The sequence below is a fragment of the Bradyrhizobium sp. SZCCHNR2028 genome (assembly GCF_032380995.1).
In the GTDB taxonomy this organism is placed as follows: Bacteria; Pseudomonadota; Alphaproteobacteria; order Rhizobiales; family Xanthobacteraceae; genus Bradyrhizobium.
Window position 1 is genome coordinate 180,236 of record NZ_JAUHJF010000005.1, and the last position, 23,048, is coordinate 203,283.

The window sequence follows — 23,048 nt, forward strand, 5'->3', positions numbered from 1 at the left end:
GAACGGCAAGGTCCCAAGGGGATCCGGCCGCCGGGGTGAGATCGACGAACAATGGCGTCACTGAAAGACATGCGGGTCCGCATCGCCTCGACCAAGGCGACGCAGAAGATCACCAAGGCCATGCAGATGGTCGCGGCCTCCAAGCTGCGCCGTGCGCAGCTCGCGGCCGAGGCGGCGCGTCCCTATGCCGAGAAGATGGACGCTGTGATCTCCAACATCGCGAGCGCCACCATCGCCTCCGCCGGCGGGCCGAAGCTGCTCGCGGGTACCGGTCGCGACCAGGTGCACCTGCTGCTGGTCTGCACCGGCGAGCGCGGCCTGTCCGGCGCGTTCAACTCCTCGATCGTCCGCCTGGCGCGCGAGCGTGCGCTCGCCCTGATGAACCAGGGCAAGGAGGTGAAGTTCTTCTGCGTCGGCCGCAAAGGTTATGAGCAGCTTCGCCGCCAGTTCGACAAGCAGATCGTCGAGCACATGGACCTGCGCTCGGTGCGCCAGATCGGCTTCGCCAATGCCGACGAGATCGCCAAGAAGGTCATCGCCCGTTTCGATGCCGGCGAGTTCGACGTCTGCACGCTGTTCTATTCGCGCTTCCGCTCGGTGATCGCGCAGATCCCGACCGCCCAGCAGATCATTCCGCTGGTGGTCGAGGCGCGGCCCGCCAACGCGGCGCCGCTGGCGCCTTACGAGTATGAGCCGGAGGAGGACGAGATCCTGGCCGGACTGCTGCCGCGCAATCTCGCGGTGCAGATCTTCCGCGCGCTGCTCGAAAACAACGCCTCGTTCTACGGGGCGCAGATGTCGGCCATGGACAACGCCACCCGCAACGCCGGCGAGATGATCCGCAAGCAGACGCTGATCTACAACCGCACGCGTCAGGCGATGATCACCAAGGAACTGATCGAAATCATTTCGGGCGCCGAGGCGGTCTAACCGGATCGCGTCGCGCCCCGTTGAAGCGCAACCCAAGGACATATCCCGGTCGAGCCGACCGTGGTTTCGTATACGGATCGTAAGGAGAGAAATCCAATGGCTACCGCAGCCAACCAGATCGGTCGCATCACCCAGGTCATCGGCGCCGTCGTCGACGTGCAGTTCGAAGGTCACCTGCCGGCCATTCTCAACTCGCTCGAAACCAAGAACGGCGGCAACCGCCTCGTGCTTGAGGTCGCCCAGCATCTCGGCGAGTCCACCGTGCGCACCATCGCGATGGACACCACCGAGGGCCTGGTTCGCGGCCAGGAAGTCAGCGACACCGGGTCGCCGATCCGGGTGCCGGTCGGCGTCGGCACGCTCGGCCGCATCATGAACGTGATCGGCGAGCCGATCGACGAGGCCGGCCCGGTCGAGGCCGAGGGCCTGCGCCCGATCCACGCGGACGCGCCGAGCTACACCGACCAGTCGACCGAAGCGGAAATCCTCGTCACCGGTATCAAGGTCGTCGACCTCCTGGCGCCCTACGCCAAGGGCGGCAAGATCGGCCTGTTCGGCGGCGCCGGCGTCGGAAAGACCGTGCTGATCCAGGAGCTGATCAACAACGTCGCCAAGGCGCACGGTGGTTATTCGGTGTTCGCCGGCGTCGGCGAGCGTACCCGTGAAGGCAACGACCTCTATCACGAGTTCATCGAATCCAAGGTCAACGCCGATCCGCACAATCCCGATCCGAGCGTCAAGTCGAAGTGCGCGCTGGTGTTCGGCCAGATGAACGAGCCGCCGGGCGCGCGCGCCCGCGTCGGCCTGACCGGCCTGACCGTCGCCGAGCACTTCCGTGACCAGGGCCAGGACGTGCTGTTCTTCGTCGACAACATCTTCCGCTTCACCCAGGCCGGCTCGGAAGTGTCGGCGCTGCTCGGCCGCATCCCCTCGGCGGTGGGTTATCAGCCGACGCTCGCCACCGACATGGGCGCGCTGCAGGAGCGCATCACCACCACCAACAAGGGCTCGATCACCTCGGTGCAGGCGATCTACGTGCCGGCCGACGACTTGACCGACCCGGCGCCGGCGACCTCGTTCGCCCACTTGGACGCCACCACCGTGCTCAACCGCGCGATCTCGGAAAAGGGCATCTACCCGGCCGTGGACCCGCTCGACTCGACCTCGCGCATGCTCTCCCCGCTGGTCGTCGGCGAGGAGCACTATCAGACCGCGCGTCAGGTCCAGCAGATCCTGCAGCGCTACAAGTCGCTGCAGGACATCATCGCCATCCTGGGCATGGACGAGCTGTCGGAAGAGGACAAGCTGACCGTGGCCCGCGCCCGCAAGATCGAGCGCTTCCTGTCGCAGCCGTTCCACGTCGCCGAAATCTTCACGGGATCGCCGGGCAAGTTCGTCGACCTCGCCGACACCATCAAGGGCTTCAAGGGCCTGTGTGAAGGCAAGTACGATCACCTGCCGGAGGCCGCCTTCTACATGGTCGGCAACATCGACGAGGCGGTCGAGAAGGGCAAGAAGCTGGCCGCCGAGGCGGCCTAAGGGCGAATAGGGAGTAGCGAATAGACGAACTGTTCGCTGCTTCCTCCTTCACTACTCGCCATTCGCCATTCGCTATTCGCTATCAGCAGGTTTCCCAATGGCTACTTTCCATTTCGATCTCGTCTCGCCGGAAAAGATCGCCTTCTCGGGCGAGGTCGACCAGGTCGACGTGCCCGGCCAGGAGGGTGATTTCGGCGTGCTCGCCGGCCATGCGCCATTCGTGGCGACGCTGCGGCCGGGTATCCTGACGGTGACCGCTGGCGGCTCGCAGCAGAAGATCATCGTGCTCGGCGGCCTCGCCGAGATCTCGGACAAGGGTCTGACGGTTCTGGCCGACGTCGCGACGTCGCTGAAGGAGCTCGACCAGACCGCTTTCGCGGCCGAGATCGCCGGCATGGAATCCAAGCTGAACGAGAAGCAGGGCAACGAGCTCGATCGCGCGATCGAGCGGCTCGATCACTTCAAGACGATCCAGCAGCAGCTCAACACGACCGCGCTGCATTGATCCAACAGCACGACGTATGAATGAACGTTCATGGCCGGGCTCTGCCCGGCCATTTTCGTCTTCCGGCTCGAACGTCCGGGGCCGGCGGATGACTACTAGCAAGGGATGCCGGTTGCGTGCTCGCCGATCTGACGGCATGCTCCCGGCCGTTCGACTGGGCGTGGTGACATGGCAGGGCAGATCGTGTTGAAGCGCAAGATCGCGGCGATTTTTGCCGCCGATATTGCCGGCTATTCCCGCCTCGTCGCCGAGGATGAAGAGGAGACGCTGCGGCGTCTGGCGGCCTATCGCGAAGTGGTCGACGACTTCATCGCGCGCGCCGGTGGCCGCATTTTCAACACCGCGGGCGATGCCGTACTCGCGGAGTTTCCCAGCGCGGTCGAAGCGGTGCGCTGCGCGATCGACATCCAGGAGAGCCTGCGCACGCGCAACATGGCCTATCCGCCGAACCGGCAGATGAGCTACCGCATCGGCATCACCATCGGCGACGTCGTCGAGCGCGACGGCGATCTGCTCGGTGACGGCGTCAACATTGCAGCCAGGCTGGAGGGGCTCGCCGATGTCGGCGGCATCTGCATCTCGCGCGCGGTGCACGAGCAGGTCGCCAATAAGCTGTCGGTGCAGTTCGCCGACATGGGTGCGCGGGAGGTCAAGAACATCCCGACCCCGGTGCACGCCTATCGGGTCGCGATGCGCCGCGAGGACGGCACCTACGCGCCGCCGGAAGAAAAGAAAGTCGCCCGCGGCGGCGGGCTCCGCCTGATCTGGCGAATTGCGGCCGCCCTGGTTGCGCTCGGAGCCGTCGGGGTCGGGACTGAGCTCTATCTGGACTACCGCGATCCGCATCCTGTGCAGCGCGATGCCGCCAAGGCGGCGGCGGAGGCGCTGGCCCGGCTGTCGGCCACGCCGGCTTCGCCTTCCTCGGCCCCGTCTTCATCTCCGTCCCCCGCGGCGACGCAGTCATCCGTCGCCGTGCAGCCCGCTGCCTCGCCGCAGCCGTCACCGCAACCTTCGTCCGTTGTCGCCGCCGAGAAGTTCGCACCTGAAGCCGTGCCGTTCGTGAGCGAGCGGACCCGCATTGCGCTGGCGCGCGACTACGTGCTGGCACCGGATCACAAGGCGTTCGCGACAACGATCAACGGCGTCAGCGCCTATGTCACCGGACAGGCGAGCGATGAGGCCGCGAAATCGGCTGCGCTGGAGCAGTGCCAGCAGCGCGCGGAAAACGCGAACGGACCGCGCAAATGCGAGCTCTATGCCGTCGGCGACAGCGTCGTCTACGTGCACAGCAAGCCACCGTTGCCGCCGCAGCCCTGGGTGCGCCACGACCCGATGACCGAGCGCGCCTTCAGCGCTGCAGAGATGCCGCTGGTGCGCGATACAGGCCGAGCCCGGCTCGAGGCGAACTACGGCACGGCGCGACGGACCAAGGCCATCGCGCTCGGGCCCGGCGGGCAGTTCTTCTATAGCGTCGGCGGCGACCTCGTCGACGACGTGGTTCGCCGCAATCTCGAAGCCTGCGGTGCCCAGGCGGGGACCGCCTGCATCATCGTTGCGCTCGACGATGCCTTCGTTGTGCCGGTGCCGACGGTGATGAAAGCCACCGGCTTCTTCCGCGCGGTCAACCATCAGGCGATCGCCCCGGAGACGCGCGAGGAGGTGGCGCGGCGCCTCGAGGCCGCGCCGTCGGGCTGGAACGCGATCGCGGTCGGAACGGCTGGCCGTCCCGGCTTCGGCCTCAACGGCGATCGCGAGGAGACCGCGATCGGCGGCGCGCTGGCCGATTGCGCCACGCGCGACAGCGATTGCCGGGTGATCGCGATCGGCCCGTTCACGGTCGAGGACAATTAAGCCGGCGAACTCTCTCGACCTCGTCTTTCCGAGGCGCGGAGCGCGAGGCCGGAATGACGGTGAGCCTCACTCTTCGACGTTGATCAGTCGCCAGCTTTGGCGAGATGCGCAAAGGCCTGCGCCACCGCGCGGTAGACCTCACGGCGGAACGGCACCACCAGATCCGGAATGCGCGCGAGCCGCTCCCAGCGCCAGGCGTCGAACTCGGCCGGCTGGTCGTTGCGCGGCGTCACCGGATCGATGTCGCCCTCGCGTCCGGTAAAACGCATCGCGAACCATTTCTGGCGCTGGCCGCGAAAGCGCGCGAGCCGGTGGTTCGGATCCTCGAATGGGGGAAATTCGTAAGTCAGCCAGTCGGTCTCGCCGAGGATGTCGGCGTCGCGAATGCCGGTTTCCTCCCACAGCTCGCGTCGCGCCGCCGCCTGCAGATCCTCGCCGGGGTCGACGCCGCCTTGCGGCATCTGCCATTCGAGGCCGGGCAGGACGATCTCCGGCCCGTCGTCGCGGAAGCGGCGCCCGAGGAAGACGAGGCCTTCGGCATTGAGCAGCGCGATGCCGACATTCGGCCGGTAGGGTCTGGTTTCGGTCATGCTCATATCCGTGGGGCTTCGTCTCGCATGGCAACGCATTGTGACGGCGTTGTCGCGACGGATCTGCAGAGATTCTTTGCAGTGCGAGCGTATGACACGGTTTCGGCCACGCGTCGCGGTCGGCCCGCGATCGCGAGTCAGCCGCCAGCCAGCGTGGCGAATTCCTTCACCACCCGCTCATAGACCGGCCGCTTGAACGGCACGATCAGCCCCGGCAGGTTCTTCATCGGCTCCCAGCGCCAGCTGACGAATTCCGCCTTGTGGTGGCCGCCGCCGGGCCGCTCGACGTTGATCTCGGCATCGGGCCCGGTGAAACGCAGCGCGAACCATTTCTGGCGCTGGCCGCGATAGCGGCCCTTCCAGGCGCGACCCGCGACCGTGCGCGGGATGTCGTAGGTCAGCCAGTCCCCGACCTCGGCCAGCTTCTCGACGGAGCGCACGCTGGTCTCTTCGTACAGCTCGCGTTTGGCCGCCTCCCAGGCATCCTCGCCGGGATCAACGCCGCCCTGCGGCATCTGCCAGACATGGGTGTCGTCGACATGCTCGATCCCGCCGGCGCGGCGACCGATGAAAACCAGCCCCTCCGAATTGATCAGCATGATGCCGACGCAGGTGCGGTAAGGCAGGTCCTCGTAGCGCGTCATTCCGGTCTCGGCCTTCCTGCGGGACCCTGCGCCTCGCTGCGCAGGCCTCACGCTGTCACGTCGCCAGTCGGGCCGGCGCACGTTCGTTCAGTTCGATTTTGATTTCAGCATCGCGGTTGTCAATGGCACCAGCAGAATGCCCTTGCGGTCGAGCCCCTTGATCCAGGTGCCGATGCGGTCGATCGAGACCGGCAGCGCCGACGCGGTCCCGACGGCGACGCCACGCTCCTTGGCCAGGCTTTCGAGCTTGGCGAGCGCATTGTCGATCTCGACCGGGGTCGGCACCGCGTCGATGGCGACGTCGCCCTTCGCGAACGGCATCGCGCGTCCCGTGGCCAGCGAGGCCGCCACGCTGCGCGGGGCTGCGCCATCGTCGAACAAGGCCAGACCGCGCTTGGCGGCCTCGTTCACGATCGGCTGCATCGCCGCTTCCGTTGCGACGAAGCGCGCGCCCATGAAGTTGCCGATGCCGACGTAACCCTGCAGCCGGCTCATGTGCCAGAACAACCGGTCGATGTTCTGGTCCGGTGCGAGTGTAGCGAGCAGCGTCTGCGGACCCGGATCGTTGTCGGGATAGTCGTAGGGCTCCATCGGGACCTGGAGCAGGATCTCGTGGCGCTGCGCCCGGGCGCGCTCGGCGAGTTTGGTCGGATCGGAGCCATAGGGCGTGAAGGCCAGCGTGACCGCCGGCGGCAGCTTCATGATCGCGTCCACCGTCTTCGCGGCGCCGACGCCGAGACCACCGATCACGATCGCGACGGCCGGCATGCGCGCCGCCTTGGCGCGGTCAGCCTCGGCCGCATAGGCGGTGAACGGCTTCAGCCCGTCGGCCATCACCGGGATCATGCCGTAGCGCGACTTCTCCAGCAGCCGCGGGTCCACGCCGGGCATCTGGATCGCCGGAGCGGCCGATCCAGGCTCCGCCGTCTCGCCACCGGCACCGATCGCGACCTCCTGGCGGGTGCCGCTGGAGCCGTCGATGATGGTGACCGTCTTGCGCTCGCCGCCCTCCTGCTTGGCCGCGGGGGCCGCGCCGTGATCGACCTTTGCCTCAGACTTGCCATCCGGCTTGGCGGCCTTGTCGTCGGCAGGCCTTGCGCCTTCGTTGATCGCGACGCGGGCGACCGGCTCGCCACCGAGCGGATTGTCGTTGAACATCGCAAAGCCGGCGAACACGACCAGGAACAGGCCGAGCAGCATCGCAAGGGCCTGCAGGGCCGTGAAGGGAAGCCGAATGCGGCGCTTGCGACGCGTTTCCGTCTGTCCGAGCGGGGCGCTCAGCTCGTCGGCCGTCTCTGTCATCGAAATTCCCGAATCAATCGGGTCGACGATACCACGGCGAGGATTCGGACGCAGGGCCAGTCTCCCAAAGCCCGTAGATCGGCGGAGCGGGAAAGCAAGAAGCCAAAGAGAAAAGGAAAGGGCGGCCCGGAGGCCGCCCTTCAAACCCGATGCCGTCTGTCGGCTGCCGCCTAGTTCGCAGCCTCTCAGTTCGCAGCCTTGGCCGGCTTGTCGGCTGCGGCCTTCTCGGTCGGCGCCGGCGTGTTGGCGCTGTTCTTGATGCCGTGGAGGAGGTCGGCGGCCATTTTGAGCGCCTTGTCGTCCTTGGCGTCTGGCGGCACGTACGATTGCGAGCCGGTCTTCTCGTCGCCGTCGTTCTTCAGATGGCCGCGCAGCGAAGCCTCGCCCTTGGTGTCGGTGCGCGACTTCAGCTCATCCGGCACGTCCTGCAGCACCTCGATGTCGGGCACGATGCCCTTGGCCTGGATCGACTTGCCCGACGGCGTGTAGTAGCGCGCGGTGGTCAGCCGCAGCGCGCCATTGCCGGCGCCGAGCGGGATGATGGTCTGCACCGAGCCCTTGCCGAACGAGCGGGTGCCGACCAGGGTCGCGCGCTTGTGGTCCTGCAGCGCGCCGGCCACGATCTCCGACGCCGAAGCCGAGCCGCCATTGATCAGCACGATGACCGGCTTGCCCTTGGTGAGGTCGCCGGCATGCGCCGCGCGGCGCTGCGTCTCCTCGGCATTGCGGCCGCGGGTCGAGACGATCTCGCCGCGCTCCAGGAACGCGTCGGAGACGGTGACCGCCTCCTCGAGCAGGCCGCCCGGATTGTTGCGCAGGTCGATGATGTAGCCCTTCAGCTTGTCACCGATCTGGTTCTGCAGGTCGGCGATGCTCTTCTTCAGGCCCTCGGTGGTCTGCTCGTTGAAGGTGGTGATGCGGACATAGGCGATGTCGTCGCTCTCGGTGCGCGAGCGCACCGAGCGGACGCGGATGTTGTCGCGGGTCAGCGTCACGTCGAGCGGATTGTCGGCGCCCTTGCGCACGACCTTCAGCTTGATCTTGGTGCCGACCGGGCCGCGCATCTTCTCGACCGCCTGGTTGAGGGTCAGGCCCTGCACGGCTTCGTCGTCGAGATTGGTGATGATGTCGTTGGCCTGGATGCCCGCCTTCGAGGCCGGCGTATCGTCGATCGGCGACACCACCTTGATCAGGCCGTCTTCCATCGTCACTTCGATGCCGAGGCCGCCGAACTCGCCGCGGGTCTGCACCTGCATGTCGCGGAAGCTCTTCGCATCCATGTAGCTCGAATGCGGATCAAGGCCCGAGAGCATGCCGCTGATCGCGGACTCGACCAGCTTCGAATCGTCGGGCTTCTCGACATAATCGCTGCGCACGCGCTCGAACACGTCGCCGAACAGATTGAGCTGGCGATAGGTATCGGCGGTCGCGGCGCGCGCCGTCGATCCCATCAACACCGCGCGCGGTTGCGAGACGAACAGGGTCAATGCCGCACCGGTGGCCGCGCTCAGGAGAATTACCGAAGTCTTACGCATCATCCGCGTACCTTTTCGCCTTCATTTGCGGCCCACCATGGGCCTGGATCGATTGGAGTGCCGTCCTTACGGAACTCGACATAGAGCACTGGTTGACTCGCGTTGGTAGCGAGAATGGAGGCGACCTGGGACGAGTTACCCATGGTCGCGACCGGTTCTCCCGTCTGAACAAACTGCCCGATGTTGACGGAAATGCGCTCCATCCCGGCGATCAGGACATGATACCCGCCACCGGCGTTGAGGATCAAGAGTTGTCCGTAGCTGCGGAAGGGACCCGCATACACAACCCAGCCATCACACGGGGTTGTGACCTGGGCGCCCGGCCGGGCTGCCAAAGAAATGCCTTTATCGGAGCCTCCGGCGCCGTCCGACGCGCCAAATTCGCGAATCTTGGTGCCGTTGACGGGAAACGTCAGCATGCCCTTGGTCGAGGCGAACGCGATCGCGGGCGCCTTGCGGCCCGGGTTGCGCAGCGCATTCGCGTCCGGCTTGCTGTTGACCGGCACGCCCTGCAGGCTCGCCGTCGACGCGGCCTTGGCGGCGCTCTTGAGATCGAGCTCCATCGTCGTGATCAGCCCTTGCAGCGAGTCGATCTGCTGGGCCAGCACAGCCGCGCGCGCGCTTTCGGCTTCCATGTCCTTCTCGGCCGAGCTCTGCTTGCGCTGGCGTTCCTCCACCAGGGCCGCGAGACGGGTCTGATCGGTACGCAGCCTGTCGCGGTCGCCGGCGAGCTTGTCGCGTTCGCTGGCGATCGTCTTGCGGATGGCGACGAGCTCGCCGAGATCGGTCGAGAGCTTTTCGGCGCGGCCACGCATCTCCGGGATCACAGCGCCGAGCAGCATCGCGGTCCGCAGCGACTGCAGCGCATCCTCGGGACGGACGAGCAGGGCCGGCGGCGTGCGGCGGCCGGCGCGCTGCAGCGCAGCCAGAACCTCGATGATCTCGGTGCGCCGTGCCTCCAGTGAGGTGCGCAGATCCTGCTCGCGGCCGTCGAGCCCGCGCAGCCGCGTTTCGGCCTCGCCAACCCGCACCTCGACGCTGCGCACCTGCGCGGCGACGTCGATCAGCTGCTGATTGAGCTTGCCGCGATCCTCGCCGAGCGCGGCGATGTCGGCCTTCAGGCGCTCCTGGGCCTCTGCGGCGGCCTTCTGGGCCGCGCGGGCGGCCTCGAGCTCCTGCTCGCGCTGCTTCAACTGCTCGGGTGTCGCCGGTGTCGGTGAGGCGGTACCGGCGAGGGAAGGCCGAAGTCCGGTCTGCGCCGTCGCCGGCAGACCGGGAACGACGATCAGCAGCGCGACCAGCGACGCGCGGCACGACCGGCCGCTGCGGACGGTTCTTGAGGAACGGGAGAGGGGCCGCGCAGCGAACATCGAGGTCCTTATTGTGCTCCCATCGTCCCCTATTCAAGCGCGGTGATAGGGGTGACCGGCCAGGATCGTAGCAGTACGGTAAATCTGCTCGAGCAGCAGGACGCGGACGATCTGGTGCGGCCAGGTCGCAGCGCCGAACGCAACCCCAAGCTTGGCTCTGCGCCGTAATTCGGGCGAAAGTCCGTCGGCGCCGCCGATTGCGAAGACGGCGGCCGGAATGCCTTCGTCCCGCCAGCGGCCGAGATAACCCGCAAAGGTTGTGCTGTCGACGTTCTGGCCACGTTCGTCGAGACACACCAGCACGGACTTGTCCGGGATCGCCGCCGACATCGCAGCGGCCTCCTCGGCGATGCGCGTTGCCGCGTCGCGGGCGCGGCTTTCCGGAATCTCATGAATGTCGAGGCCGCGAAAGCCGAGCTTGCGGCCGATGTCATCAAAACGCCCGCGGTAGCGCTCCGCGAGCTCCCGCTCGGGACCCTGCTTCAACCGGCCGATGGCGACCACGATCAGGCGCATGCGCACGGACTAGCACGTGCGCCGCACGATTCGCATCCGGCGCGGCGTGGGGCCGCCTAGACCGTCTTCGCCGGGTTCGGCCCTTGAGTCCACAATCGCTCGAGATTGTAGAACTCGCGAACCTCGGGTCTGAACACGTGCACGATCACGTCGCCGGAATCGATCAGCACCCAATCGCAATTGGGCAGGCCCTCGATGTGGAGTTTCTTGGTGCCGGCTTCCTTCAGGCCCTTGGCGACGTTTTCCGCGATCGACCCGACGTGCCGGTTCGAGCGGCCCGTGGTGATGACCATGTAGTCAGAATACGCCGATTTGCCGTGAAGATTGATCGTGACCGTCTCCTCCGCCTTCATGTCTTCGAGGCGGGAGAGGATGGTGCGCAGGGTCTTGTCGGCGTCGGGTTGCGCCTGCAAGGCCGCATCTCGGGTCGACGTCTTACGCGCTGACTTGGCAGTGGCCGACTTGGTCGTCGTTGCCTTCGTCTTGGGTAAGGCCGACTGGGACAATACAGATGTGGTCAGGGACCATTCCTTTCACTGTATCGCAGGCCGAATCCAACCCGGCCTGCTGACCATACTAGGCATGTGGGGTTAACGGTTTCAACAATCCAGTGCCCCGACTGCCCGGCCCGACATTCTCGACCGGCCGCCCCGCTTCGGACCGTAACGGGACGGCAAGTTCCATGCACATCCGATGCCGCGCGACAGCGAGCGCGGCCGTTCAGAACGACTTCCAACTGCCGTCCGGGTTCCTCAGGCCCGTCGACGACAGGCTGAGCTTGAGGCCGGTGAGGTAGACCCAGGCTGGCGCGGCGCTGTCGGCGAGACGGCTGGCCTGCGCTTCGGGAATGCGATACCGCGCCAGGGCGCGTGCGGCGGGCGCGTTCAGGGCGCGGAAGCTGCGGGGCGGACGATCGACCACGGCCATCGGAACCTGGGCCGCGATGTGCTGCCACTTCTGCCAGCGATGGAACTGCGCGAGATTGTCGGCGCCCATGATCCACACGAAGCGCAAGCGCGATGCACGCCGGCGCAGATAGTCGATCGTGTCGGCAGTGTAGCGGGTGCCAATGACGGATTCGAGACAGCTGATCTCGATGCGCGGATCGGCGGCGACTTTGCGCGCGGCCTCGGCGCGCTCGGCCAGCGCATGCAGCCCGCCATTGTTCTTAAGCGGATTGCCCGGCGTCACCAGCCACCAGACACGGTCGAGCTGCAGCCGCTTCAGCGCGAACAGGCTGATCGCGCGGTGCGCCTGGTGCGGCGGATTGAACGAGCCGCCGAGCAGGCCGATGCGCATGCCGTCGCTGTAGGGCGGCAGCGCCTGGCGGATCGCAGGCCGCATGGCTGTGGCGTTGGTCACGGCGGCCCCCGCCTGCTGCTCGTGTAACTCAACCACAGGATGCGGCGGTCATGGCCGCGTCTGACCACTGCCGTGAATGCGGTATTTGAAGCTCGTCAGCTGCTCGACCCCGACCGGCCCGCGCGCATGGAACTTGCCCGTGGCGATGCCGATCTCGGCGCCAAAACCGAACTCACCGCCGTCGGCGAACTGGGTCGAGGCATTGTGCAAGACGATGGCCGAGTCGACCTCGTTGAGGAACTTGTCGGCCGCGGCATTATCGTCGGTGACGATCGCGTCGGTGTGGTGCGAGCCGTGCGCGTGGATGTGGGCGATCGCGCCCTCCACGCCGTCGACGACCTTGGCGGCGATGATCGCGTCGAGATATTCGGTGTCCCAATCCTCGTTGCTGGCCGGCTTCACCCGCGCATCGGCCGCCCGCACCGCATCGTCGCCCCGCACCTCGCAGCCGGCGCCAATCAGCATGTCGACCAGCGGCTTGATCTTGTCGGCGCTGGCGCGATCGACCAGCAGCGTCTCTGCGGCGCCGCAGACGCCGGTACGTCGCATCTTGGCGTTCAGCACGATCGACTTGGCCATCTCGAGATCGGCGGCGCCATCGACATAGACGTGATTGACGCCTTCGAGATGGGCGAACACCGGCACGCGCGCCTCCGCCTCGACGCGCGCAACCAGGCTCTTGCCGCCGCGCGGCACGATCACGTCAACGCCGCCGTTCAGGCCCGACAGCAGCAGCCCGACGGCCGTCCGGTCACGCGTCGGCACCAGCGTGATCGCGGCCTCCGGCAAGCCCGCCTCGCGCAGCCCCTCGACCATACATTCATGGATCGCCCGGCAGGAGCGGAATGAGTCCGAGCCGCCGCGCAGGATCACCGCATTGCCGGACTTCAGGCACAGCACGCCGGCATCGGCCGCCACATTGGGACGGCTTTCGAAGATCACGGCGATGACGCCGAGCGGCACCCGTACGCGCTCGATGGTCATCCCGTTCGGCCGCTGCCAGCTCTCGGTCACGACGCCAACCGGATCGGCGACGCCGCGTACCACGGCGATGCCGTCGGCCATCGCGGCGACGCGGGCCGGGGTCAGGGTGAGGCGATCGAGGAAGGACGAGGTCATGCCGGCCGCCTTGGCCTCGGCAACGTCCTCGGCATTGGCGGCGATGATCGCTTCAGTGCGGGCGCGGATCCGCCGCTCCATCGCCTCCAGCGCGCGGTTCTTCTGCTCGGCCGGCGCCAGCGACAGCACGCGGGCGGCCGCACGGGCGCGCTTGGCGAGGTCGTTCATCAGGGCGGGCAGATCGGCGCTGCCGTCGATGGCTTTCAAAGGCGCGGTCATGGGCTTTTCAACCTTGAACTAAGGCTCTCCAGTAGCACGGAACGAGGCCGTTTGCGAACGCCGGTGCCTTGGCCTCAGGCTGGGCCGGCGCCCGCCGGGCCGATCACCAGGTCGTCGCGATGAATCATCTCGGCGCGGCCGGAGACGCCGAGGATGACGGCCACGTCCGGCGACGAGCGACCCTTGATCCGCTCGGCATCATCGGCGTCGTAGGCGACGAGGCCGCGGCCGATCTCATGGGTGTCGGGGCCGCGCACCACCACGGCATCGCCGCGGGCGAACTGGCCATCGACACGGATGACGCCGGCGGGCAAGAGGCTCTTGCCCGCCCGCAGCGCGGTCACGGCGCCGGCGTCGATCGTCAGCGTGCCCTTCGGCTCCAGCGAGCCCGCGATCCAGCGTTTGCGCGCGGTGACCGGGTTCGCTGGCGTCAGGAACCAAGTGCAGCGGCCGCCATCGGCGATCGCCCGCAGCGGGTGCTCGATCTTGCCGGACGCAATCAGCATGTGGGTGCCGCCGGTGGTGGCGATCTTGGCGGCCTCGATCTTCGTGCGCATGCCGCCGCGCGAAAACTCCGAGGCGGCGCTGCCGGCCATGGCCTCGATGTCGGCGGTGACGCTCTCGACCACGGGGATCAGCCGGGCGTTGGGATCCTGCGCGGGCGGCGCGGTGTAGAGGCCGTCGATATCGGACAGCAGTACCAGCAGATCGGCGCTCGCCATGGTCGCGACACGGGCGGCGAGGCGATCATTGTCGCCATAGCGGATCTCGGCCGTCGCAACCGTGTCGTTCTCGTTGATGACCGGCACTGCGCGCCATTCCAGCAGCTTGGCGATGGTCGAACGGGCGTTGAGATAGCGCCGCCGTTCCTCGGTGTCCTGCAGCGTCACCAGGATCTGGCCGGCACTGACGCCATGAGCACCGAGCACCTCCGACCAGGTCCGCGCCAGCGCGATCTGGCCGACCGCGGCGGCCGCCTGGCTTTCCTCCAGCTTCAGCGGTCCGCGCGGCAGTTTCAACCGGCTGCGGCCGAGCGCGATCGAGCCTGAGGACACGACCAGCAGCTCGCAGCCGCGGCTGTGCAGCCTGGCGATGTCGGCGGCCAGCGCTGTGAGCCAGGAGGCGCGCACCTCGCCGGCCTCGGAATCGACCAGCAGCGACGAGCCGACCTTGACGACGATGCGGCGGAAATTTTCGAGACGGGGTGCCATGGTGGTGGTTCGGTCTGGGGTCAGCAGCATCGGACAGACGTCGGAAGATCAAGGCATGCCGTCGCCGCGAGGCCGGTGTCCTCCCCTCCCCCTTGCGGGGAGGGGGCGGGGGTGGGGGTCCACACGGCAAGACCGCCGTTGGGGTACCCTCTCCCCAACCCTCCCCCACAAGGGGGGAGGGAGCGCACCGGAATGCGCGGGTGAGAGCTTCCAAAATCCTCGATTGAATGCCCGCCGGCCGCCTTCAAAGGGAGAGACGAGATAGCGAAACGTTGCTGCGACATATGCGCCGGCCGCAGCCTGTGACGCAAGGTTCGGCGTGAGCGTCAGCCCTGCGGTGGCAGCGGCGCGGCCCATGGCTCCTCGGTCGCCGCGCTCTCGGTCGTGCTCTTGGCCTTGAGGGACACCGGCTGTTCGCCGACCACGTCGGCGAGCTTGCGCAGCGCTTCCTTGACGCCCTCGCCGGTGGCGCCGGAGATCAACAGCGGCGTCTTCTTGGCGGCGCGCTTCAGCCGATCCCTCTGCTTCTTCAGCTCGTCCGGGTCGACCGCATCGATCTTGTTCAGCGCGACGATCTCCACCTTGTCGGTCAGCTCGCCGCCATAGGCTTCCAGCTCGTGCCGCACCGTCTTGTAGGCCTTGCCGGCATGCTCGCAGGTGGCGTCGACCAAGTGCAGCAGCACACGGCAGCGCTCGACATGGCCGAGGAAACGGTCGCCGAGGCCGGCGCCCTCATGCGCGCCCTCGATCAGGCCGGGAATGTCGGCCAGCACGAACTCGCGGCCGTCGGCGTTCACGACGCCGAGCTGTGGATGGAGCGTGGTGAACGGATAGTCGGCGATCTTCGGCTTGGCGGCCGAGACCTTGGACAGGAAGGTCGACTTGCCGGCATTGGGCAGGCCGACCAGGCCGGCGTCGGCGATCAGCTTCATGCGCAGCCAGATCCAGCGCTCCTCGCCGGGCTGGCCGGGATTGGCGTGGCGCGGCGCCCGGTTGGTCGGCGACTTGAAATGCGCGTTGCCAAAGCCGCCATTGCCGCCCTGGGCCAGCACGAAGCGCTCGCCGACCGCGGTAAAGTCGTGGATCAGCGTCTCCCGGTCCTCGTCGAAGATCTGGGTGCCGACTGGAACCTTGAGCACCACCGACTTGCCGCCGGCGCCATGACAGTCCTTGCCGGACCCGTTTCCGCCCCTCTGGGCCTTGAAATGCTGCTGGTAGCGGTAGTCGATCAGGGTGTTGAGGCCGTCGACGGCCTCAATCACGACGTCGCCGCCGCGGCCGCCATTGCCGCCGTTCGGGCCGCCGAACTCGATGAACTTCTCGCGCCGGAACGCAACGCAACCGTTGCCGCCGTCGCCGGAGCGCACATAGACCTTGGCTTCATCGAGGAATTTCATAGGGCTCTAGGTAGGCGAGGCGGGCCTCCGGGGCAACTCAAACCGCCGCGGATCGCGCGGAAAAGCTCAAGATTCCCGCCCCGGTCAGGGCCGAAGGCCGCTCGCGCAGCACCGCGACGACCTGCCGCTACGGCGGCTCGAGATCGCCGCCGCCCCTCTTTGCGATCTCCGCGATGTCGTTCGGGGACGGGACGGCGGTGGGCTGAGGCAAAGCCAAGCCGCCGCGCAATCTCGCAAATTGGCGCGCGAGTTGCGGAGCCGCAGTGCTCGTCCCGATCAGGCGCAGGACGGCGCCGCTCCGGTTACCCCCGGCACGGATTCCGGTGAGGGCGTTGTCTTCGTCACAGGGCAGCACGTAATCCGGACCGATGCGGTGGCCGCCGCGGGGCCGGCCCGCCGATGAATAAGGCGTCTTGCGGCCATCCGCCACCACGTACCCGCCTGCAACATGGACCCGGTGCTTCTTGCCGGTTGCGATCCCGTTCAGCGTCCCAAACCGATCCAACAGCGATCCGGTCCGATCGAACTCCCCGTCGATGCGCGTGCAACTGGCCCCAGCCGACCGGGTTTGCTCCCAGTTGGAATCGACAAAATGCGAGCGTTTGGCCCCCGTGCGCGCGCCCATGTTCGGATCGGTGCGCGCCACATAGGCGTGCATTTCGGCGTTTTCGGGAATGCCGTCGACCTTGATGGTCCAGTCGCCGTGCTCGTGGCTGGCCTGATCTTCTGGCCTCACCACGGTCGGGCCGACTTCGAGCAGCCACATCCTGTCTTTGCCCCAGACGATCGGGCCGATCAGCTGAGGGGTGGTGCCGCCCGGCTTCGGAAGCGTTGTTCCGATGACAGCACTGCCTGATGTCAGCTGAACTTTGCCGCTCGGCGACGTCAAGGTGACGGTGACTCCCTGGGCCTCATCGTCCTCCATCCAGATCTCTGCAAAGACCAGCACGGTATTGTCCGGCGGCAAACGCCAGATCCATTCGACGTGCTCGGGCTGCTCGCTGTCGCTGGTGAAGACGACGTGACCGTCGCTGAGATAGGCGTTGCCGGCGGAGAGCACGATGTCGAGCTTCGGCTTGTTGTTCTTGCCGTTGTATTCAGCAACCAGAGCCGACAAGGCGCTCTCGAGTTCTGCCGTGCCGTCATGCGGTCCGGTGGTCGGACCGTAGCTGAGGTTGATGATCACGTTCCTGGTCTTGACCGGGTCTGCAAACGACAGAATGTACTGGATGCCCTGGACGACATAGGTCTTCAGCCACACGCCAGTCGCATCCCGGATACATTCATCGGAGAATTGCACGAACACGACGTCAGCGTCGCACGCAGGATCAGTCGAGGGGCGACCAGGTGTCCAACTCGGCGGATCGCGGCGATCCTTGCCTGGTTTCGACGGGCCGATACGAGAGGAAATCGGAACAGGCCCCGCCAGGACGTCCATGACATGGCCCCCATGCGAGTCCCGGCGTGCGAGGGTCGTGAACCCGGCGGCTGCGTAACAGCCATCCTCGTCGACGCCATCGGTAGCTGTCGCGTGCAGCGAGATCCAATCGTCGAGTCCGATCTGCTGCGGCTCTATGCCGGCGGCGAAATCGCGTCGGTACTCGAGACCGTAGGCAAAGTCGGTGAGCTCCATTCCGAACTTGCGCGTTCCGATCGCGACCGGCTGCTTATTCTGGTTCTGATCCCAGATGGCTCGGACCCGCGTGCTCAGTGGGCCGCTGGTTCTTAGGAAGCGCGCCGCAGAAAACGGGCAGCCATCGTCCAGCATGCCGATCAGAAGCGGTCCTGGCGCCTCCTTACCTTCCTTGAAGCGGTGGCGGATGGGCGCACTCTTTTGGAAGGACTTGGGAGATGACGGTTTGACCGGCAAGGATAACGCGACCCGGTTGACATAATTGCCCCAGACGGACTCGTGCAATGCGCTATCCAGCACCGCACTCGCGCGGCAGCGCATCGTCAGGTACCGCGAGTCTGCCGCATAAGGCGCGAGTTCGATGCCGTACTTTGTCGTGGCGAACTCGGGCTGGGTTGGTTCCAGCTGGCCCGCCACTTTCGCGAAATCTGCGGCCGTTCCAGCCTCTTTCAGCTCGATCAGGAGCAGGAGCCTGTATTTGTCATCGTCGAAACGATCCCATTTTTCCTGGAGGTTTTCCTCGAAGTTCTTGAATTCCGTCGAGATCGCGTATCGGAGATAGGGATCGAAGCATCTCGGATAGTTCTTGGGCGCCCCGGGCTCGGCCATGGCTCGCTCTCCGCATGAATTATGGGTAGCTCGGAACGCCAAATCTGCCCTTCCACTCCGCTTGAGCCTCACACCAGACGTGATGCATCAGAGGGGACTGGGTGACGTTCACGCCGGCAGATTGCGAGAAGTAGAACGGACCCTGGTCGAGATCCTGGGCCGGGACGATCGTGGTGTTGAACGGATTGAAATCCGTCGTCGGGTATTGGTCGATTCCTGCCGCAAGGAAGGTCCGCTTCATGAAGGGCTGGCTCGTCTCGTCCCCATCGCAACGCCCGACAAAGTACTCGCCCAGGGCGACGCCCAGCATGCGTCCCGCCATGCTGTCAGCCGGAAAGTGGACGCCGGCGATGACGCGGTTGGTCGTGATCCGGGCACACACGCGATCGAGCTGATCGATGACCCATTTGTGCCGCGTCGGATCAAGCTTCAGCAACTGCTTCAACACGTAGGTGACCGCATAGGTCTGCGTCGCGTGCCCCATCGGGAAGCTTCCATGCCCCGGGGTCGTGATCATCGGCTGGACCTCGGCGTTGTATTCGACCGGACGGTAGCAGCCCAGCGCGTGCTTGACGCGCATCTCCACGTAGACGCAAAATTGCAGCACCATGTTGATGAGTTCGAATGTGCGCCGCGTCCGCTCGGCATGGAGGTAGACGATCGATGCCCAGAAAGCGAACTGCGGATCGATCTGCGCCAGGATTTCCGTGGCGCGCTCGTTGCGCAGTTCGGCCCAACTGAGGACCAGGGGGATCTGCTGTTCGAAGGTGGTTTGTGCCGGCCGCTGAATTTCGGCGATCAGCGATCTCTGTCCGGATACGGACGACCATATCTGGAAGGCGTCAGAGCTTGACGGTTGAGAGTTTGCCGTGATGCCCTGGAAGGTGATGCCTTGCAGCATCTCTCCGATAGCAACATAGGCGCGAACCCACGCCTCCCAGCGCTCCATTTGGGCGGGGTCATCGATGACCGGGAGCGCCGGCTCATAAAGCACGAGCGGTTTTTCGGTGACGATGCTGCCCTCGCGCACATGGATCAATGCATCGACCATCACCGGATTGGCATAGACATCGCCAAGCGTGCCGAGTACGGCACCGCCCGCGCCGCCGACGCCACCGGCACCACCCGCGCCACCCGCGCCACCCGCGCCACCCGCGCCGCCTGCTCCGCCCGCTCCGCCGGCACCACCTGCGCCGCCCAGTTGGCCCATGTCCGCCTCCTATGATTGAGTCAGCTCACAATGGTAGGGTCGTCCTTTCAGTTGCAGTTCGCCGGGCGATACTCACTCAGCTGTCGACCAGTTCACACGCCCGGATCCTTTTCGTCCTCAATGCCGCTTGGAGTTGCCGTTACCGGATGGCAGGCCGGCTAACGCCAGACAGCGCGCCCATTCCCGACCGGTTTCGAGCTGAGCGTTCGGCATGCGGGCAAGATAGGTTTCGACCGTCAGCGTCGGGTCGACCTCCCGCACCTTCGCTAGTGTCGATCGGGCCTCCTCCATTCGGCTCTGCAGCACGAGCGCAATGGTCAAGGCTCGCCACGTCGAGGGGTGCATGCGGTTGAGTGCCAGCGATGAGCGCGCAAGTCTTTCAGCGGTGGCATAGTCATGAGCGGAAAGTGCAGCCGTCGCGCTGAGCGACTCGAAGTAATAGCGCATCGGATCAAGCGGCGAGAGCTCCATGGCGCGCTGGGTCTCGTGCACTGCAGCGGCACCGTCACCCTTGAATGCGTCGACCGTCCCAAGGAACAGCCAGCCGAGCGCGTGGCTGGGGTTTGCGAGGACGGCCGCCTCGCAACGCCTGCGCGCCATGTCGAGGTCCTTGAACAGATGACAGTAGACGAACCCCTCGGCTGCGAGCGCGAGCGCGTCGGACGGGTCGCGATCAAGCGCGGCATGGGTCGTCGCCAGGGCCTCGGCTGCGTCGCGGGTGCGGTCCTCGGACCAGCCTCGTGTCAGTCGCAGGATGTACCAGTGGCCGAGCCAGGCGCGCGGGGCCGCAATACGGCCGTGCCGGTTGATCAGCTCCTCGAGGATATTGCGTGTCTGGAGAAACTCTTCCCTGGTGGACCTGTGCATGAGCTTGATTGCGCCGAGCAGGAGCGAGTAGCTCTCGAGCGTCGGCAGCGGCTGGGTCAGGATATGGTCGACCTCGGCGTCGAACACGGCGAAGTGTACGGCTCGTGCGATGCGATCGGCCATCTCGCTTTCGGGCCGAAGCAAATCCTCGACGGATCCGCTGAGCCGATCCGTCCAGATCACCTGATCGTCGCGGGCGGCGGAGAGCTCAGCAGTCACCATGATCTGGCTGCCGTTGGCCACATAGGCTCCACTGAGGACGTAGGCCGCACCCAGATGCGCCGAGACCTGGCCAAGGTCGCTGGTCCGACCGCGGAACACGGCGGTCGAAAGCCGCGAGATCACCTTGAGATTCGCAGACTTCGACAGGCGCCAGATCACGCCGTCGGCGATCAGGTTGCCGACGTCCACGAGCCCAGGCGCCTCGGTTCGGGCTGCGAATGGAATCACGGCAATGCTCGGCTGCATCGCCGCTCCGTAGTCGCGCCTCCCGGCGATGGTCGGCTGCGGCCCCGGCGGACCGACGCGGTATGCTCGAACCGGCCTGTCAAAGTGCTTCAAAACGCAGTTGCCGAGATCTTCGCAGACCGCGTCGACGCCATGCGTCAATTCGTCACGCGCGGCGGCGCTCCCGATCGTCTCGCCTGGGCTGGCGAGGCTAGCCAGAGCGGCAGCCAGCTCCTCCTGCGCCGATGCGCTTGCGATCGTCTCGCCGGGTCCGGCCAGAGTTGCCAGCCGTGCCGCAAGGTTGACGCCGGTCCCGTAGATGTCGACGCCATCGCTCCAAGCCATTGCGGCGTTGATGCCCGCACGCAAGTGAAGATGTCGATCATCCGGGAGCCCGGCGTTCTGCGCAGCCGCCGCTCGATGCATCTCGGCAACGGCATTCACGGCATCCCTGACGGTCTCGAAACGAGCAAGCAAGCCGTCGCCAAGGCTTTTCACAAGAGTGCCCTGATGCCGGGGCAATATTTCCGACGCGATCAGGCGGATGAGTTCGGTCCAGCGCTGAACGGTAGCAGCCTCATGCGCGCTCATCAGGCGCACGGATTCGACCACATCGACCAACAGCACCACGGTCTGCTGCAGCACCAGACTTGCCGCAGCATTCCCCATCGCGGGCGGTTCCGCCCGGAGATCCAGCTCGTTCTTGCCCTCTGCATCACTGCTCATATCGGACTCGAAACGGGCGCTCGCCCTGTTTCATGACGCGGCGGCCAGCCGAGATGTCGCGCGGGTGCAAGCGATGCGGTGCCGGCGCTGCCCTGCTGCCGACGAATGTGGGTATGGGGATATGCTGCGTTGGCATGACCAGATACTCGAACCGCTTCTAGAGCCGCCATCGCGCGTCAGATTCGGAGCGCCTCGTCCCAAATGCAACTGCATATGATGGGTTTTGCCGAGCGCCCGAATGGTTCAGCAAAATCGCAGGTTGAAGAACCGGATCGAAAAGAAGCTGCAGTATGAGGCCCGGGCGAGTGTGGTGCGCCGGAACCCCGGCTCGCTTAATCGTGATCTTGTGATCGGCGCCTGTGTTTGCGCATCTTCCCGCCAAGGGCTTGTCGCGCGCGCTCACGACTCCTAAACGAGCCGATGAAGAAGTGAAGGCCGGGATACCGCGACCATATCGCACCCGGGCTTCAGCCAGAACAACCAGCCCATTGCGCAATGACCCTCCTCTCCCGGATCTCCGTCCAAAACGATGTACGATCGGCGCGGCTGGCCGGCATCGGCCTGATGCTGCTGTCGATCGCGATGTTCTCGTTCGGCGATGCCCTGGGCAAGTTCCTGGTGTCGACCTACGCCGTCGGCCAACTGCTGTGGCTGCGCGCCTGTGCGGCGCTGCTGCTGCTCGCGCCGTTCATCTGGCGCAACCGGGTCGCCTTTCTGCAGCTCGAGCGTCCTTGGCTACAGCTGGTGCGCGTGATCCTGTCGACGCTCGAGGTCGCGGCGTTCTTTCTCGCCACCGTCTATCTGCCGCTTGCCGACGTCATCACCTACTATCTCGCAGGTCCCATCTTCGTCACCGCGCTGTCTGCGCTGGTGCTGCGCGAGCATGTCGGCTGGCGACGCTGGACCGCGATCCTGATCGGATTCTGCGGCGTGCTGATCGCGCTGCGGCCCTCGGCGCAGACCTTCAGCCTGCCGGCCCTGATTGCGCTCGGCGGCAGTCTGTCGTTCGCGGTGCTGATGCTGATCACGCGCAGCCTGCGCGCAACGCCGGACATCGTGATGGCGTCGTCGCAATTCGTCGGGACCTTCCTGCTCGGCGCGGCGATGTCCTCGTTCGGCTGGGTGACGCCGACGCCCGGCAGCCTGGTGATGTTCGCGGCCGCCGGCATCATCTCGGTGACCGCGCTGTTCTGCGTCAACCGCTCGCTGAAGCTCGCGCCGGCCTCAGTGGTCGTGCCCTATCAGTACACGATGATCGTCTGGGCCGTGCTGTTCGGCTTCGTCGTGTTCGGCGACGTGCCGCATCCCGCGACGATCGTCGGCGCCACCATCATCATCGGCGCGGGGCTGTACATCTACTTGCGGGAACGAAGCCTGGGGCAGGGACAGGGTGCGGTGAATCCGCCGGCCTGAGATGCCACCCTCCCCTGGAGGGGGAGGGTCGATCGCACGCGAAGCGGGCGAGC

The 23,048-nt window shown here is 66.1% G+C and carries 19 protein-coding genes; 5 read left to right on the forward strand and 14 right to left on the reverse strand.

Annotation, left to right across the window (positions count from 1 at the left end; genetic code table 11):
• Positions 1-51 precede the first annotated feature (51 nt).
• From QX121_RS11095 to QX121_RS11110, 4 genes are all read left to right on the forward strand, one after another.
• A complete protein-coding gene (locus QX121_RS11095; RefSeq protein ID WP_315770540.1) occupies positions 52-930 on the forward strand; it encodes a F0F1 ATP synthase subunit gamma in 879 nt (292 codons plus the stop codon).
• Positions 931-1,026: 96 nt separating this feature from the next.
• Complete coding sequence (gene atpD, locus QX121_RS11100) at positions 1,027-2,469, forward strand: F0F1 ATP synthase subunit beta (RefSeq protein WP_315740720.1); 1,443 nt, start codon at positions 1,027-1,029, stop codon at positions 2,467-2,469.
• Positions 2,470-2,566: 97 nt separating this feature from the next.
• Complete coding sequence (locus QX121_RS11105; protein WP_315740721.1) at positions 2,567-2,974, forward strand: F0F1 ATP synthase subunit epsilon; 408 nt, start codon at positions 2,567-2,569, stop codon at positions 2,972-2,974.
• Between the two features lie 168 nt (positions 2,975-3,142).
• On the forward strand, positions 3,143-4,825 hold the full coding sequence (locus QX121_RS11110; protein ID WP_315811921.1) for an adenylate/guanylate cyclase domain-containing protein: 1,683 nt from the start codon (positions 3,143-3,145) through the stop codon (positions 4,823-4,825).
• Between the two features lie 83 nt (positions 4,826-4,908).
• On the opposite strand, the gene QX121_RS11115 is transcribed toward QX121_RS11110, so the two are convergent.
• The 14 genes from QX121_RS11115 to QX121_RS11180 form a co-directional block, all read right to left on the reverse strand.
• Positions 4,909-5,415, reverse strand: a complete 507-nt coding sequence (locus QX121_RS11115; RefSeq protein ID WP_315740723.1) for an RNA pyrophosphohydrolase — start codon at positions 5,413-5,415, stop codon at positions 4,909-4,911.
• A 137-nt stretch (positions 5,416-5,552) separates the two neighbouring features.
• Positions 5,553-6,059, reverse strand: a complete 507-nt coding sequence (locus QX121_RS11120; protein ID WP_315740724.1) for an RNA pyrophosphohydrolase — start codon at positions 6,057-6,059, stop codon at positions 5,553-5,555.
• A gap of 87 nt (positions 6,060-6,146) precedes the next feature.
• Positions 6,147-7,361 (reverse strand): divergent polysaccharide deacetylase family protein, encoded by a 1,215-nt coding sequence (locus QX121_RS11125; protein ID WP_315811922.1) that lies wholly within the window; start codon positions 7,359-7,361, stop codon positions 6,147-6,149.
• Between the two features lie 185 nt (positions 7,362-7,546).
• Complete coding sequence (locus QX121_RS11130) at positions 7,547-8,899, reverse strand: S41 family peptidase (protein WP_315740726.1); 1,353 nt, start codon at positions 8,897-8,899, stop codon at positions 7,547-7,549.
• A complete protein-coding gene (locus QX121_RS11135; protein WP_315740727.1) occupies positions 8,896-10,266 on the reverse strand; it encodes a murein hydrolase activator EnvC family protein in 1,371 nt (456 codons plus the stop codon). Before QX121_RS11135 ends, QX121_RS11130 begins: the two co-directional genes overlap by 4 nt.
• 33 nt (positions 10,267-10,299) lie before the next feature.
• Positions 10,300-10,782, reverse strand: coding sequence for a 23S rRNA (pseudouridine(1915)-N(3))-methyltransferase RlmH (rlmH, locus tag QX121_RS11140; protein WP_315740728.1), 483 nt, complete (start codon positions 10,780-10,782; stop codon positions 10,300-10,302).
• A 56-nt stretch (positions 10,783-10,838) separates the two neighbouring features.
• Positions 10,839-11,195 (reverse strand): ribosome silencing factor, encoded by a 357-nt coding sequence (rsfS, locus tag QX121_RS11145; protein WP_315740729.1) that lies wholly within the window; start codon positions 11,193-11,195, stop codon positions 10,839-10,841.
• A gap of 307 nt (positions 11,196-11,502) precedes the next feature.
• Positions 11,503-12,126 (reverse strand): nicotinate-nucleotide adenylyltransferase, encoded by a 624-nt coding sequence (locus QX121_RS11150; protein WP_315757270.1) that lies wholly within the window; start codon positions 12,124-12,126, stop codon positions 11,503-11,505.
• Between the two features lie 66 nt (positions 12,127-12,192).
• The gene (locus QX121_RS11155) at positions 12,193-13,482 is read right to left on the reverse strand and encodes a glutamate-5-semialdehyde dehydrogenase (RefSeq protein WP_315811923.1); all 1,290 of its coding nucleotides are present in this window, start codon (positions 13,480-13,482) and stop codon (positions 12,193-12,195) included.
• 74 nt (positions 13,483-13,556) lie between these two features.
• Entirely contained in the window at positions 13,557-14,693 is a 1,137-nt protein-coding gene (gene proB, locus QX121_RS11160) for a glutamate 5-kinase (protein ID WP_315811924.1), read from the reverse strand.
• Between the two features lie 326 nt (positions 14,694-15,019).
• Positions 15,020-16,090, reverse strand: a complete 1,071-nt coding sequence (gene obgE, locus QX121_RS11165) for a GTPase ObgE (RefSeq protein ID WP_315757162.1) — start codon at positions 16,088-16,090, stop codon at positions 15,020-15,022.
• 127 nt (positions 16,091-16,217) lie between these two features.
• Positions 16,218-18,332: a hypothetical protein gene (locus QX121_RS11170; RefSeq protein WP_315811925.1), complete on the reverse strand. Its 2,115-nt coding sequence runs from the start codon at positions 18,330-18,332 to the stop codon at positions 16,218-16,220.
• Positions 18,333-18,351: 19 nt separating this feature from the next.
• Positions 18,352-19,542: a phosphatase PAP2 family protein gene (locus tag QX121_RS11175; RefSeq protein WP_315757164.1), complete on the reverse strand. Its 1,191-nt coding sequence runs from the start codon at positions 19,540-19,542 to the stop codon at positions 18,352-18,354.
• A gap of 117 nt (positions 19,543-19,659) precedes the next feature.
• On the reverse strand, positions 19,660-21,582 hold the full coding sequence (locus tag QX121_RS11180; RefSeq protein WP_315811926.1) for an adenylate/guanylate cyclase domain-containing protein: 1,923 nt from the start codon (positions 21,580-21,582) through the stop codon (positions 19,660-19,662).
• Between the two features lie 495 nt (positions 21,583-22,077).
• Here QX121_RS11180 and QX121_RS11185 point away from each other — a divergent pair, with 495 nt between their 5' ends.
• Positions 22,078-22,995: a DMT family transporter gene (locus tag QX121_RS11185; RefSeq protein WP_315811927.1), complete on the forward strand. Its 918-nt coding sequence runs from the start codon at positions 22,078-22,080 to the stop codon at positions 22,993-22,995.
• The last annotated feature ends 53 nt before the right edge of the window (positions 22,996-23,048 follow it).

Coding starts and splice junctions, on each gene's coding strand:
- QX121_RS11125 (WP_315811922.1), bottom strand. CDS start 7,361: ATGACAGAGACGGCCGACGAGCTGAGCGCCCCGCTCGGACAGACGGAA.
- QX121_RS11095 (WP_315770540.1), top strand. CDS start 52: ATGGCGTCACTGAAAGACATGCGGGTCCGCATCGCCTCGACCAAGGCG.
- QX121_RS11130 (WP_315740726.1), bottom strand. CDS start 8,899: ATGATGCGTAAGACTTCGGTAATTCTCCTGAGCGCGGCCACCGGTGCG.
- QX121_RS11115 (WP_315740723.1), bottom strand. CDS start 5,415: ATGACCGAAACCAGACCCTACCGGCCGAATGTCGGCATCGCGCTGCTC.
- proB (WP_315811924.1), bottom strand. CDS start 14,693: ATGGCACCCCGTCTCGAAAATTTCCGCCGCATCGTCGTCAAGGTCGGC.
- QX121_RS11175 (WP_315757164.1), bottom strand. CDS start 19,542: ATGGGCCAACTGGGCGGCGCAGGTGGTGCCGGCGGAGCGGGCGGAGCA.
- rlmH (WP_315740728.1), bottom strand. CDS start 10,782: ATGCGCCTGATCGTGGTCGCCATCGGCCGGTTGAAGCAGGGTCCCGAG.
- QX121_RS11185 (WP_315811927.1), top strand. CDS start 22,078: ATGACCCTCCTCTCCCGGATCTCCGTCCAAAACGATGTACGATCGGCG.
- QX121_RS11105 (WP_315740721.1), top strand. CDS start 2,567: ATGGCTACTTTCCATTTCGATCTCGTCTCGCCGGAAAAGATCGCCTTC.
- QX121_RS11150 (WP_315757270.1), bottom strand. CDS start 12,126: ATGCGGCCTGCGATCCGCCAGGCGCTGCCGCCCTACAGCGACGGCATG.
- QX121_RS11180 (WP_315811926.1), bottom strand. CDS start 21,582: ATGAGCAGTGATGCAGAGGGCAAGAACGAGCTGGATCTCCGGGCGGAA.
- obgE (WP_315757162.1), bottom strand. CDS start 16,090: ATGAAATTCCTCGATGAAGCCAAGGTCTATGTGCGCTCCGGCGACGGC.
- QX121_RS11155 (WP_315811923.1), bottom strand. CDS start 13,482: ATGACCGCGCCTTTGAAAGCCATCGACGGCAGCGCCGATCTGCCCGCC.
- QX121_RS11170 (WP_315811925.1), bottom strand. CDS start 18,332: ATGGCCGAGCCCGGGGCGCCCAAGAACTATCCGAGATGCTTCGATCCC.
- QX121_RS11135 (WP_315740727.1), bottom strand. CDS start 10,266: ATGTTCGCTGCGCGGCCCCTCTCCCGTTCCTCAAGAACCGTCCGCAGC.
- atpD (WP_315740720.1), top strand. CDS start 1,027: ATGGCTACCGCAGCCAACCAGATCGGTCGCATCACCCAGGTCATCGGC.
- QX121_RS11120 (WP_315740724.1), bottom strand. CDS start 6,059: ATGACGCGCTACGAGGACCTGCCTTACCGCACCTGCGTCGGCATCATG.
- QX121_RS11110 (WP_315811921.1), top strand. CDS start 3,143: ATGGCAGGGCAGATCGTGTTGAAGCGCAAGATCGCGGCGATTTTTGCC.